This window comes from Kaistia terrae (assembly GCF_026344005.1).
In the GTDB taxonomy this organism is placed as follows: domain Bacteria; phylum Pseudomonadota; class Alphaproteobacteria; order Rhizobiales; family Kaistiaceae; genus Kaistia; species Kaistia terrae.
Genome location: NZ_JAPKNH010000016.1, coordinates 1 through 13029 on the forward strand (window position 1 = coordinate 1; position 13029 = coordinate 13029).

Below are 13029 nucleotides of genomic sequence, written 5' to 3' on the forward strand. Positions count from 1 at the left end.
ATGCGGACTATCGGCGCACGGCCGCATAGGGCTCCGATTTGCGAGGTCCTAAAACCGGAGAGGGGTCGGCGCACTGTTCGCCGCGTGGGCCTGAGCGAGGAGGGAGGTCGAGGGGCCGGAGGACGCTAAGATGATTAGTCCTCACGAGGCAATTGGACGCAGCGCTATACGATAGTATCAGCACGTGACTGAGCACCTCGGTAGCGCAGCGGGCTGGCCTGCCAAACATGAGTAAAAGGAGGCGGCGGCATGCGCCGCCTCCGACAGCGTCACTCCTTGGCCGCAGCCTCGACGTTCTCGGCATTGTAGAGCGAGAACGGCCCCATCAGGATGCGGAGGCCCTTTTCGCGGGTCGGGTCCTTGGTGATGGTGCGATCGCCCAAGCGGCCGGCCTTGACGACGGCGCCTTCCTCCGCCTTCACGGTGCCGGTCGCCAGCGCATAGGCGGTCTGATAGGCGAGATAGCCGAGATCTTTGAAGCTCCAGAGCGCGAATTCCGGCGCACAGCCATTCTGCGTGTAGGAGAGCATTTCGGACGGCACGCCGAGACCGGTGACCTTGATCTTCTCGCAGAGACCCTCGTCCTGCAGCGCCTTGGCGGCGGACGGTGCGCCGACCGTGGTGGGCGCGACGATCAGCTTCAGGTTCGGGTGCTTGTCGACCAGCGCCAGCGCGAGATTGTAGCTCGTCTCGGCCTGGTCGTTGCCGTAAACGGTGTCGACAAGCTTGAGCGAGGCGAACTTCGCGTCGCTCTTCAGGACCTGGTTCATCGACTTGATCCAGGCGTTCTGGTTGGCCGCGTCGGCCGAACCGGAGAGGATGGCGAACTCGCCACCGGCCTCGCTCAGGATCTTCAGCGCCATGTCGGCCAGCACGCGGCCGGTCTCGTCGAAATCGACCTGAGCGACGAACACGTCCTCGCCCTCGGCCGACGGGATCGGCGAATCCCAGGTGACGACCTTGACGCCCTTGTCATGGGCGGCCCTGGCGGCCGGCGCGATCTGGTCGCCGGAATTGTTCGAGATCATGATCGCGCCGACGCCCTGCGTGGTGGCGTTGGTGACGATCTCGATCTGGCCGGCAACGCTGTTCTCCGGGGTCGGGCCGAGGAACTGCAGCGGGCGCTCGTTCTTGAGCTCCGTGGCGGCTTCCTGGGCACCGGTATTCGCCTGGTCGAACACGATGATGCCGAGATATTTGGGCAGCAGTACCATGTCGACCGGCTTCCCCGCGCCGGCGTCCTGGGCAACCGCAACAGAACCCGCCATCATGGAGATCGCCGCGGCGGCAGCCAACAACTTCGCTTTCATGGGTATTTTCCTCCCTATGTTACCCTGGAACGAACTTTCGAGACGAGAAACGGCACCGCGGCCGACAGGATCAGCAGAACGCCGATCACGATCGACTGGGAATTGCCGGTCAGATTGGCCAGCCCCATGCCGTTTCGAAGATTGAGGACGAGAAGGATCGCGAGAAAGACCCCGAGCAGCGATCCCGATCCGCCGAAGATGCTGACGCCGCCGAGCAGGACCATGGTGATGATCTCCAACTCGAAGCCCTGGGCGAGGTCGCCGCGGACGGAGCCGAGCCGGGCGGCATAGAGGACGCCAGCTAGCGCGGCGACGAAGCCCGACATCAAGAACAGCGAGAATTTCACCCGCGCCACGGCGACGCCCGAATAGCGGGCGACATCGACGCCATTGCCGATCACGTAGATCTTCCGGCCGAAGGTGGACAGATGCAGGATCGCGACGGCGGCCAGAAGAACCACGACAAAGACGATCAACGCGAAGGGCAAGGGGCCGAGAAAAGCCTTCTGGCCGAGATCGGTGAACCATTGCGGGAAGCCGCCGATGGCGCGGTCCTCGAGCAGGACCCGGGCAAGGCCCCGGAAGCCGATCAGTCCGGCCAGAGTCACGACCAGCGACGGCAGGCCGACATAGGCGACGAAGAGGCCGTTGATGCAGCCGGCTGCCAGACCGCCGAGCAGGGCCACCACGATCGCCACCGGCATGCCGACACCAATGGATGTCAGATAGGCTAGCAGACAGGCGGCAAACCCCATCACCGAGGCAACGGAGAGGTCGATCTCGCCATTGATGATCAGCAGCGCCATGATAAGCGCTATAACGATCTTCTCAATGGAGAGTTGAAACAGATTGATGATGTTCGACCCCGAAATATAATGCGGGGACATGAACGAGTTTCCGACAATAGTTGCTGCGAGCAATAGGAGAAGAAAAATCTCCCAGCCGCGAAACGCTTTTGATAGCTGCATTTCCCCCTCCGAGCCGCCACGAATAAGCAGATAAATCTGCCCTCCGCATCGAAGCTGCCCCATATTGGCAGGCTAGTCTGAGCCGTAAGGCCTCTAACCGTATCCAATTCTCCTTTTTTGGATAGATCCTATTTTTTGATATTGCAAGTAGGATTCATATCGATATTGATAGGATTAATTCGGGAGGATGCCGGACACTGCGGAACCCGCGGATCCGGGAAGGATGTCGTCGTCACCGGACGCCTGGAGGGGCGTTCGGCCGGGTTGCAGCCCGCGCGTCGGCCTTGAGGGGGGAATGCAAGTGGCCGCTTTGCCAATCGAAACTCATCGCCGGCCCGTAATGGAGCTGCGCAACATCAGCAAGAGCTTTGGCGCGACCCACGCGCTGCAGAGCGTCTCGCTGACGCTCCATCCAGCCGAGATCCATTCGCTGCTCGGCGAGAACGGCGCCGGCAAATCGACGCTGATCAAGATCATGACCGGCGTGCACCAGCCGGATAGCGGCGCCATCCATCTCGACGGCGCGCCGGTGCAGATGGCCAGCAGCGCCGACGCGCAGCGCAAGGGCGTCGCGGCCATCTATCAGGAACCGTTGCTGTTTCCCGATCTCGATGTAGCCGAGAACATCTTCATCGGTCACCAGGATCGCGGCCCGTTCACCCGCTGGGCGAGCATGTATGAGGAGTCCGCCAGGATCCTCGACTCGATCGGCGTGCAGATCGACGTCCGCGCCTCGGCGCGCGGGCTGACGCTGGCCGAACAGCAGTCGATCGAGATCGCCAAGGCAATTTCGCTCAAGGCCCGCGTCCTGATCATGGACGAGCCGACGGCATCGCTCTCGGCCTATGAATCCGAGCGCCTGTTCCAGCTTATGCAAGACCTGCGCGGCCGCGGCGTCTCGATCGTGTTCATCAGCCATCGCATGGACGAGGTCTTCCGCCTCTCCGACACGGTCACCGTGTTCCGCGACGGCCGACACATCTCGTCCCGGCCGCGGGCCGCCGTTACGCCGCAATCCGCCATCGCCGAGATGGTCGGCCGCGAGATGGGCCTGCTCGCCCCCCGCGCCACCACGGCCGCGGAAGGTGTCGTCCTGTCGGTCGATCGCCTCGGGCGGGACGGCGCGTTCGAGGATGTGTCGTTCGAGATCCGCAAGGGCGAAATCGTCGGCTTCGCGGGCCTCGTCGGCGCCGGCCGCACCGATGTCGGCCTCGCTCTGTTCGGCATCGCGCCGGCGCATCGGGGCCGCGCCACGCTGGACGGCCGGCCGCATGCGCCGCGCTCCCCGCGCCAGGCGATCGATGGCGGAATCGCCTATGTCTCCGAGGACCGGCGCCAGCTCGGCCTGTCCCTGCCGATGTCTTCCTCCGCCAATATCTCCCTTCCCGTACTCGACCGCTTTCGGGGCATGCTGGGGATGCTGTCGCGCAAGAAGGAGGCCGAGGTGGCCGACGAGTTCCGTCGCCGCCTGCACATCAAGACCGCCTCGGTCGAGGCACCGGTCGGGCGGATGTCCGGCGGCAACCAGCAGAAGGTACTGCTGGCGAAGTGGCTCAACACTGCGCCGCGGCTGCTGATCCTCGACGAGCCGACACGGGGCATCGACGTAGGCGCCAAGGCGGAGGTGCACCAGTTCATCTGGGAACTGGCCGCGCAGGGCATGGCGATCATGCTCATTTCCTCGGACCTCCCGGAAGTGCTCTCGCTCAGCGACCGAGTGCTGGTCATGCGCGAAGGCAAGCAGATGGCGACCCTCGATCGCAAGGACGCGACCGAACAGGTCGTCATGGCCCATGCCACGGGCCAGGCTGAATAGATAGGAAGTCGCCATGAACGGACTACGCCTGCGTCCCGAACGCGTCCGGGAACTCAGCCTGCTAGCGATCATCGCCATCGCGGTTCTGGTGTTCGCCACCATCATCGACGGCTATCTGTCGCCGCGCACCTTCAACCGCATCGCATCAAGCGTCATCATCATCGCGGTCGTCGCCGCCGGCCAGACGCTGGTCGTGCTGACCCGCAATATCGACCTCTCGGTCGGCGCGATGGTCGGCTGCGTCGCCTATTTCACCGGCGCCCTGCTCGCGGCCAATCACGGGCTGCCGCCGGTGCTGGCGATCGCGCTCGCCGTCGCGATTGGCACGCTGATGGGCGCGGTCAACGGCGCCCTCGTCGTCTTCGCCCGCATCCCGTCGATCATCGTCACGCTCGGAACCATGGCGGTATTTCGCGGGCTGCTGGTCGAATTCTCCGGCGCCAAGTCGATCACCACCGCCAACCTGCCCTCCTGGCTCGTCAACCTGCCGCAGATGACCGTGCTGTCGATCGGCAGCTTCGACGTCCGCGCCATGGTCGCGCTGGCGCTGGTGACGATCATCCTGTTCCAGATCGGCATGTCGGTGCTGCGCGTCGGCCGCCACTTCTACGCCGTCGGTTCGAACCCGGACGCCGCTCATTTCACCGGCCTGCCGGTACGGCGCGTGATCTTCTCGGCCTTCCTCCTGTCAGGCGCCATGTCGGGGCTTGCCGGCTTCATGACCCTGGCGCGTTTCGGCACGATTACCGTCGAGGCGGCGATGGGGCTAGAGCTCGAGTCGATCGCGGCCGTAGTGGTCGGCGGCGTCAACATCTTCGGCGGCGCCGGATCGATCATCGGCGCGACGCTCGGCGCGATCCTGATCGGCACGCTGGAGCAGAGCCTGTTCCGCCTGCAGATCAACCAGTTCTGGCTCGACGCGCTGCTTGGCCTTCTCATCCTGGTCGCCGTCGCCAGCGACTCCGTCCTGATCACCCGGCTGCGCAAGTTCTGGAACGAAGCGCGCGCCAAACGCCGCCGACTGCCGGCTGCAACTGATACGCCTTCCTGAGGCCGCACCGCTGACACACCGAATTCCGAGCGTCAAAGGAGACAGAATGTCCGTTCTTACCGAAAAACTGCGCCTTGATGGCAAGGTCGCCCTGGTCACGGGCGCTTCCCGTGGACTGGGCTTCGCCATCGCCGAAGCCTTCGCTGAAGCCGGGGCCAGGCTCGTGGTGTCGTCGCGTACCGCCAACCCGGCCGCGCTCAACCGCCTGCGCAGCCACGGCGTCGAAGTGGACCATGTCCAGGCCGACATGGAGGATCCCGAAGCGCCGGAACAGCTCGTGCGCGAAGCGGTCAGCATCGCGGGCCGCCTCGACATCCTCGTCAACAATGCCGGCATCGCCGATCACGGCGACACGCACGAATTCTCCGAGGAACGCTTCCGCCGGACAATGGGGATCAACTTCGATTCAGTCTTCCGCTGCTGCCGCGCCGCTCTCGGTCCGATGCGGGCTCAGGGCGAAGGCGTAATCCTGAACATCGGTTCCATCGCCGGCTTTGTGTCGCTCGTCCCGCAGCCCCAGGCTGCCTACAACGCCTCCAAGGCTGCGGTACACATGCTGACCAAGAGCCTCGCCAGTGACTACGCGGCGGAGAACATCCGCGTCAACGCGATCGCCCCCGGCTACATCATCACCGACATGACCGCCGGCGGCCTCGCCGATCCCGAGATGGCGCCGACCTGGAAGGCAATGACACCCATGGCGCGTCCCGGCCAGCCCGAGGACGTCGCCTGCGCGGCTGTGTTCCTTTGCTCATCGGCCTCTGCCTACATCACCGGCGCCGTCATTCCGATCGATGGCGGCTACACCAGCCGCTAATGCCATGACACGTCTCGCGCGGCGCGGCTGGGCGATTTCCCAGGAGAGTAAGGTGAAGTACGACTACATCATTGCCGGCGGCGGCTCGTCGGCCTGCGTCGCCGCGGCACGACTCGTATTGGAATTCGGCGCGCGCGTCCTCCTGGTTGAACGCGGCCCGGCCCGCTATGCGCGGCTGATGCGCATGCCGGCCGGCTACATGAAATATCTCTGCCGAGAAGACTATCTGGAGATGCACAAGTCCGTGGCCCAGCCGCGGCTGAACGGCCGTGCGCCGATCGTGCCGCAGGCCAAGGTGCTGGGCGGCGGCAGCTCGGTCAACGCAATGGTCTACATGCGCGGCCAGCATGAGGACTACAACCACTGGGACGCCTATCTCGGCGGCGACAGCGGCTGGTCCTACAAGGACCTGCTGCCGCATTTCACCTCGCTCGAAAACAACCGCCGCCTGAACGACGCCTATCACGGCACCGGCGGCAAGCTGCTAGTCTCCGATCCTGGCCAGCTCTGCGAGATGACCGAGGATTTCGTCCTCGCCGCACAGGCGATGGGCCTGCCCTTCAATCCCGACTTCAACGGCCGCCGGCAGAATGGCGTCGGCATCATGCAGCACACCATGGGCAAGGCGGGCGGCGCGATGCGGCGGAGCGACGCTGTGTTCTCGTTCCTGGCCGACGCGATGCGCGACAAGCGGCTGACCGTCGTCACCGATGCGCTGGTGTCCCGCATCATCGTTGAGAACGGCCGGGCGGTCGGCATCGAATACACCCATGAGGGCCGCAGCGTGCGCGCCACCGCCAGCGAGGAAGTGCTGGTCGCGACCGGCACCTACAACACCGCCAAGCTTCTGATGCTGTCGGGCATCGGGCCGTCGGCGCATCTGGCCGAGCACGGCATCCGCGTCCAGGCCGACCTGCCCGGCGTCGGCCAGAACCTGCAGGATCACCACGAGGTTCCCGTCATCTGCTCGAGCCGGCGCGCCAGCGGCTATTTCGGCCAGGACAAGGGCTGGAACATGATTCGCAACGGCCTGCAGTACCTGCTCTTCGGTACGGGACCGGTGACGACGACCGGCATCGAATCCTGCCTATTCTACGATCCCGACGGCGGGGAGCGTCCCACCATCCAGCTCTATTGCGCGCCGATCGTCTATCTCGACCGCGACATCACCGACATGAAGTCGACGCATGGCGTCACGCTCACCTCCTGCCTGCTGCGCCCGAAGGCGCGCGGTTCGGTCCGCCTGCGCTCCGCCAGGGCCAGCGACCAGCCCATCGTCGATTCGAACTTCTTCGGCGAGGACGAGGACCTCCGGACGACGATCCGTTCGCTGCGTTTCGCCAGGAAACTGCTCGCCGCCGAGCCGATCGCGGCCAACATCGCGGCCGAGATGCTGCCCGGCCGCGACGTCGACAGCGACGAAGCCCTCGCCCAGCACTGCTATCGCTTCGTGAAGACCAACTATCACCCGTGCGGCACGGCCAGGATGGGGCCGGACGGCGATGCGATGGCGGTGCTCGACAGCCATTTGCGGGTACGCGGCGTCGATGGCCTGCGGGTGATCGACTGCGCCGCGGTGCCATTCATTCCCTCCGGCAACACCAACGCGATCGCGCTCGCCCTCGGCAGCAAGGCCGTATCGCTCATCATGGACAAATGAGATAGGCCTTGCGTCACGTCATCTGATTCTTCTGCAAAGGAATTGCCGCACGTGAAGCAGGCATTTATTCGGCGCAAGGCTGGCGAACCGCAGGCGGACCGCAAGGTGTCGCTGGTCGATCGGGTCGTCGACGATCTTGGCACCGCGATCGTACAGGGGCGCTATCCAGAAGTTAGTCACCTGCCGGTCGAGGCGACAATCGCCGCCGAGCTCGGCGTCAGCCGGAATGTCCTGCGCGAGGCAATCAAGCTGCTCTCCGCCAAGGGGCTCGTCCGCACCGACCGCGGCTCCGGAATGACCGTCCTACCGCGCAAAGAGTGGAACTATCTCGACCCGGACCTGCTGGGATGGTCGCTGAGCCAGCCGGCACTTAGCGAGGATCTCGTCGACGAGCTCAACACATTGCGCGAACTCGTCGAGCCGCAGGTCGCCGCTATGGCTGCCAGGGTGGCCTCGACGATCGAGGTCCTCCGGCTCTTCGAAGCCTATGAGATGATGGAGAACGCGCCCAACAAGTTTGCCGGTGTCGAAGCCGACATCCTGTTCCATCGCCGCATGTTCGAGGCCTGCCACAACAAGATGCTGCTCAGCCTCATGCAGACGGTGGCAGTCGTTCTTCGGTCCAACTTCTCACTGGCCATCGATGTCGACCTGGTCGCCACGCAATATCCGGACGACCACCTCCTGGTGGCCGAGGCCATTCAGCGGCGCGACGAGGACGGGGCAAGGGCAGTGATGGCAACCCTGCTCGAAAAAAACCGGAACAACATCGCCCAAATGCGCGCAATGCCGAGAATAAAGCGCTGAGCACGCCGTCAGCTTGTTCCTGGGCGCCGCAGCATGACAGGCCCGGTTGCGAACAAACGTCTCTCGAGACCTTTCGGGGGTGGTCAGGCTTTGTCCTCGTCTGAATGCAAATGGCCTCGATTGGCTCATCAGCTATTGCTTTGAGGCGTCGCGGTGGTCCGGCCCCTTTGCGACCGTGTATTCGGTGGTGAGGTCGAGAAAGCCAAGGCCGGAGGGTGGGACGTCAGCTTGGATCTCATCCCGTCCAATCCATGCGGATTGTTGCTTAGGCTATCGATGCGAACCTAGCTGGGACAATTGAGCTCCTGCAGCCGATCGGCCGGCTCGTCAAAAGCAAACCGGGCGTAGCTGATCATCCGTGAAGTCTGCTTTCGTTAGTTTTGCCGAAGAAGCAGCCAGTCCGCTTGCGGCCCCTTTCCCGTCGGCAATGCGCCCAAGTAGTACGTTGAGATCGGCGCGGCCGTTTCATGAGAGCAGACATGGTTGATGAGCGCTCTGGTAGCCGCTATACGCCATGAACGGACGTATCGACGGCGCGGTGTATTGGCACTTATGCGCTCGAGTGGCATAATCGGCGTCTTCGACGGTCTGAAGGTTCTCGGTCATGTCCCACCACGACGATGATGAGGATCACTCGGAGCTCTCCGAGATGACGCTGCGCGTTCGTGCGCTAGAAACCGTCCTCCTGGAAAAAGGCCTGATCGATCCGGCAGTCCTCGATCTGATCGTCGAGGCGTATGAGACGAGAATTGGCCCGCGGAACGGTGCTAAGGTCGTGGCCAGGGCGTGGCTCGATCCTGACTTCAAGCGGGCTCTTCTTGAGGACGCGACTGCAGCCGTGTCGTCGCTCGGCCATGTCGGTGAGATCGGCGATCATTTGATCGCAGTCGAGAACCTGCCGACGCTTCATAACATGGTCGTCTGCACGCTCTGCTCCTGCTATCCGACGGACCTGCTGGGATTGCCACCGGTGTGGTACAAGTCAGCTCCCTATAGATCTCGTGTCGTCAGGAATGCCCGCGGCGTATTGGCCGAGTTTGGCGTCAACCTCCCGCCAGAAATGGAGATCCGAGTATGGGACTCGACGGCTGAGACCCGCTTCCTGGTCCTGCCCATGCGGCCCGCCGGTACTGAGGGCTTCGATGTGGATGCGCTCGCGTCCCTGGTGACCCGCGACTCGATGATCGGGACAGGTCTTCCAAAGTTACCGGAGGTTGGGCCATGAACGGCGTCCACGACATGGGCGGCATGGATGGTTTTGGCCGGATCGAGCCGGAGCGAGACGAGCCGGTGTTCCACGCGCCCTGGGAAGGGCGGGTCATGGCGATGATGCGTGCGATGGGGTGCGTTGGAGGCTGGAACCTCGATATGTTCCGCAATGCGCGCGAGAGCCAGCCGCCCAGCTTCTATCTGACCGCCTCGTACTACAAGAGCTGGGAGAAGACGCTCGAGACTTTGCTGCTCGAGCGCGGCCTCGTCATGGAGGAAGAGATCGTTGCTAGCCGCTCATTTTCGGGATCAACAGTCGCCGGGCAACCGCTGAGGGCCGAAGACGTTTCAAAGGCGCTGAAACGTCAGTCATATGAACGGTCGACCTCCGCGGCGGCGCTGTTCAAGGTCGGCGACGGCGTCCGGACGCGGAACATCCATCTGCCGACTCATACACGCCTTCCCCGCTATGCCCGAGGGCGGCGTGGAACTATCGAACGCGTTCACGGCTGCCATGTGTTTCCGGATAGTTCGGCCGTCGGCGCAGGAGACGATCCGCAATGGCTCTATACGGTCGTTTTCGATGGCAGTGAGTTGTGGGGGACCGATGACGACCCAAGCTTGAAGGTCTCGGTCGAAGCGTTCGAGCCCTATTTGGAGGCCCTGTGACCTCCGCCAACTTGACTGAGCTGCCGGAGGAGGAGATCGCGCGCGGCACCCTTCGCGACGAGGGTGGGCCGATCTTCTGGGAGCCTTGGGAGGCTCAGGCTTTCGCGATCAAGAAACTTCTCTGCCAGAAAGGGCTTTTCAGCGAGGTCGAGTGGTCGGCAGTATTGGGAGAGGAGATCAGGCGGGCGCAAGATGCCCAAGATCCCGACAAGGGCGACACCTACTATCAACACTGGGTGACCGCCTTGGAGCGGATTGTCGGAGACAAGACTATTGCGACAGCCGACGCGCTCAAGAGGTGCCGTATGGCATGGGATGCCGCGGCTCGGCGCACGCCTCATGGCAAACCGATCGAGCTGCCAAAGGACTGGGCGTCTGGGTTGGCGCTTTCGTAGAGTGATTGGACGTGACTGGCGCATCGAGTGAGTATTAGAGTTCGTGTTGCGCTCAAGGCTCGCCATTCGCTGTCCTCGCCGATTATCCAAAGAGCGGTCATTCGTTTACGCAGTCCTCACCGGGCACGATCGCCTCTTATATAGACGCCACGTCAATGACGAATATATCGAGCACATCTGGCAAGCTATCGGGGAGACGGTCGACTCTGGCTGGTGCGAATATGCGATCGTCGATGCGCCTACGGCCAAAATAGTAGACGCGCCCGCGACGCACACCGACCTGGTTCCCGGCGCTATTGTTTTCATCTCAGCTGAGAACACCGCAGCAGGCACCGGGCCACCGGCTTGTCGTCCGTAAGACGGCGTCGTCCCCCGATTTAATCGTGGTGCCGATCGTTCCAGCCTAGCTGAGCGGATCGGCCTCACAGATCGAAGGCATTCGCCAAGTTTATGGCTATGGTCCAAAGACGACGCCCGGCTCGACGCGAGATCACCCGGTGAACCTACTCATCAACTGTGGTAGCTGTAGGCCAAGTTGCTAGCCAACGCTGCGTTCGTTCCGACCGGTTGGTGAGTATATGGTGAGTAGCTCGCTGAAACGGAGAACATAGAAACAGCTAACTCTCTGAAAAGATTGGTGCACCCGACTGGATTCGAACCAGTGGCCTCTGCCTTCGGAGGGCAGCGCTCTATCCAGCTGAGCTACGGGTGCATGCCGGACGCGGCAAGGCCGCGTGCCGGTTTACATAAACGAAGGACCGCCATGCAGCAATGGCGAAAGCCATGCTTTCCCAGAAGAGTTCACGCGCCCCTTCCAAAACGATGAAACGCCCTAGCCGGCCATGGCCGGCCGCGCGGCCGTGCGGGCGCTACGGGGCGGACGGGCCGCGTCTGCCAGATGCGCCGCCACCCAGAGCAGCACCAGGCCGCCGCCGAGGAAGCCGACATCAAACCAGATGCCGCCATGCTTCGTGCCGACCAGAACCTGGCCCACCGCCGCGAGAATCGACAGCAGCGCGAACATCAGCAAGCCGTGCCGGCCGATCGTCGCCAGCGGTGCGAAGACCGGCAGGCGCCGGCAGAAAACGCTCAGGCGCAGGGCGTAAACGAGATAGGCCAGCGCCAGGAAATGGCTGAGCCGCGTCAGCCCGAGCACCGTCTTGTCGGTGTCGAGATGGCCGTTCGCCCCGATCCAGCTGCGCGTCACTGCCGGCCCAAAAGGCGACATCAGGAAGCCGACCGCCACGACGACGGCGGCGAGCGCCACCATCGGCCGCGTCACCGGGATCTCGCCCTGCTGCTTCAGCGCCAGCCCGGCCGCGACGCCGATTGCCATCACGAATTGCCAGGCGAACGGGTTCAGGAACCAGCCGCCCGCTGTCGGCCAGTTCGGCAGGTTCCAGCCGGCATAGCGCGTCAGGGCGTATAGCAGCGCCGACGTGATCAGCATCAGCGACACATCGATGCGCGCCAGCCAAAGCAGGACGGGAACCACCAGGATGAGAACCATGTAGAGCGGCAGGATGTTGAAATAGCCGAGCTGATGGCCGAGCGAGACGATGCCGATCAGGCAGGTCCAGGCGTCCGCCACATGGAGCGAGCGGCCATGCGCCATCAGCAGGTCCGGCTGGCGCCAGTAGAGCGCACCGGCCGAGAAAATGGCGATCGCCGCGAAGGACAGCAAGACGTGCACGCCATAGAGCTTGATGACCCTGCGCAGCATCGCCAGCAGCACGCCGATCCGTTCGCCGGGGCGGAAGCGATGACCATAGGCCAGCGCCAGCGACACGCCAGAGAGGAAAACGAACGCCTCGGCCGAATCAGAAACGCCGAAATTCTTGTGCGTGATCGCTTCGAGCAGATTGCCGGGGACGTGGTTGATGAAAATCGTACAGAGCACGAGGCCGCGCCAGAAATCGATGCTGTCGAGACGCGACGTTGCGGCGGCGCGCTGTTCCGCCAACGCCGCGCGGCGGTCGCGGTTCAAGGCGGCGCGCGACCATTCGCACAGGCCGACAATACCGGCGCAGACCAGCGCATAAAGCACCAGCGGCGGCACCTGCGCCGACGACAAACGGAAGGTGTAGATCGGCTCGATCCAGAAGAAGACGGCGAACACCGCCGTCAGCACCGTGGCGAGAATAGCGGGACCCTTGCCGAACAGCGCGGCCCCCAGCAGCACGGCCGGCGCGAACAGGAAAAACGAGAAGCTATGCCAGGGCCATTGCAGGCGAAGCGCGAAGCAAGGCAGGGCGAAGAGGCAAGTCAGCGCATATTGCGCGGGCGTCGTGAACCGCTGCCCGAATTGAGCAATCAAAACTGTACTC

General features: G+C 63.5%; 11 protein-coding genes and 1 tRNA gene. 8 read left to right on the forward strand and 4 right to left on the reverse strand.

The features are described 5' to 3' along the window. Positions 1 to 269: 269 nt before the first annotated feature. Complete coding sequence (locus OSH12_RS24855; protein WP_266346341.1) at positions 270 to 1310, reverse strand: substrate-binding domain-containing protein; 1041 nt, start codon at positions 1308 to 1310, stop codon at positions 270 to 272. A 14-nt stretch (positions 1311 to 1324) separates the two neighbouring features. After that, positions 1325 to 2197 carry an ABC transporter permease gene (locus OSH12_RS24860; protein WP_266346342.1) on the reverse strand — a complete coding sequence of 291 codons (873 nt, stop codon included), beginning with the start codon at positions 2195 to 2197 and terminating at the stop codon, positions 1325 to 1327. A gap of 382 nt (positions 2198 to 2579) precedes the next feature. On the opposite strand from OSH12_RS24860, the gene OSH12_RS24865 reads away from it, so the two are divergent. From OSH12_RS24865 to OSH12_RS24900, 8 genes are all read left to right on the forward strand, one after another. Next, on the forward strand, positions 2580 to 4094 hold the full coding sequence (locus tag OSH12_RS24865; protein ID WP_266346343.1) for a sugar ABC transporter ATP-binding protein: 1515 nt from the start codon (positions 2580 to 2582) through the stop codon (positions 4092 to 4094). Positions 4095 to 4107: 13 nt separating this feature from the next. Next, entirely contained in the window at positions 4108 to 5145 is a 1038-nt protein-coding gene (locus OSH12_RS24870) for an ABC transporter permease (RefSeq protein WP_266346344.1), read from the forward strand. A gap of 46 nt (positions 5146 to 5191) precedes the next feature. Beyond that, entirely contained in the window at positions 5192 to 5962 is a 771-nt protein-coding gene (locus OSH12_RS24875) for an SDR family NAD(P)-dependent oxidoreductase (protein ID WP_266346345.1), read from the forward strand. A 4-nt stretch (positions 5963 to 5966) separates the two neighbouring features. After that, positions 5967 to 7622: a GMC family oxidoreductase gene (locus tag OSH12_RS24880; protein WP_266346346.1), complete on the forward strand. Its 1656-nt coding sequence runs from the start codon at positions 5967 to 5969 to the stop codon at positions 7620 to 7622. 51 nt (positions 7623 to 7673) lie between these two features. Beyond that, positions 7674 to 8429, forward strand: coding sequence for a FadR/GntR family transcriptional regulator (locus OSH12_RS24885; RefSeq protein ID WP_266346347.1), 756 nt, complete (start codon positions 7674 to 7676; stop codon positions 8427 to 8429). Between the two features lie 604 nt (positions 8430 to 9033). Beyond that, a complete protein-coding gene (gene nthA / locus OSH12_RS24890; RefSeq protein ID WP_266346348.1) occupies positions 9034 to 9654 on the forward strand; it encodes a nitrile hydratase subunit alpha in 621 nt (206 codons plus the stop codon). Beyond that, positions 9651 to 10307, forward strand: coding sequence for a nitrile hydratase subunit beta (gene nthB / locus OSH12_RS24895; protein ID WP_266346349.1), 657 nt, complete (start codon positions 9651 to 9653; stop codon positions 10305 to 10307). Before nthA ends, nthB begins: the two co-directional genes overlap by 4 nt. Continuing rightward, positions 10304 to 10702 (forward strand): nitrile hydratase accessory protein, encoded by a 399-nt coding sequence (locus OSH12_RS24900; RefSeq protein ID WP_266346350.1) that lies wholly within the window; start codon positions 10304 to 10306, stop codon positions 10700 to 10702. Before nthB ends, OSH12_RS24900 begins: the two co-directional genes overlap by 4 nt. A 635-nt stretch (positions 10703 to 11337) precedes the next feature. Here OSH12_RS24900 and OSH12_RS24905 read toward each other — a convergent pair. Together OSH12_RS24905 and opgC are read right to left on the reverse strand one after the other, a co-directional pair. Further along, positions 11338 to 11414 (reverse strand) — tRNA-Arg (locus OSH12_RS24905). Between the two features lie 120 nt (positions 11415 to 11534). Further along, a complete protein-coding gene (gene opgC / locus OSH12_RS24910; protein ID WP_266346351.1) occupies positions 11535 to 13019 on the reverse strand; it encodes an OpgC domain-containing protein in 1485 nt (494 codons plus the stop codon). Positions 13020 to 13029 lie beyond the last annotated feature (10 nt).

Bases quoted from the DNA above. Each gene is read 5' to 3' on its own strand.
- OSH12_RS24855 (WP_266346341.1), bottom strand. From the start codon at position 1,310: ATGAAAGCGAAGTTGTTGGCTGCCGCCGCGGCGATCTCCATGATGGCG.
- OSH12_RS24860 (WP_266346342.1), bottom strand. From the start codon at position 2,197: ATGTCCCCGCATTATATTTCGGGGTCGAACATCATCAATCTGTTTCAA.
- OSH12_RS24870 (WP_266346344.1), top strand. From the start codon at position 4,108: ATGAACGGACTACGCCTGCGTCCCGAACGCGTCCGGGAACTCAGCCTG.
- OSH12_RS24875 (WP_266346345.1), top strand. From the start codon at position 5,192: ATGTCCGTTCTTACCGAAAAACTGCGCCTTGATGGCAAGGTCGCCCTG.
- OSH12_RS24880 (WP_266346346.1), top strand. From the start codon at position 5,967: ATGACACGTCTCGCGCGGCGCGGCTGGGCGATTTCCCAGGAGAGTAAG.
- nthA (WP_266346348.1), top strand. From the start codon at position 9,034: ATGTCCCACCACGACGATGATGAGGATCACTCGGAGCTCTCCGAGATG.
- nthB (WP_266346349.1), top strand. From the start codon at position 9,651: ATGAACGGCGTCCACGACATGGGCGGCATGGATGGTTTTGGCCGGATC.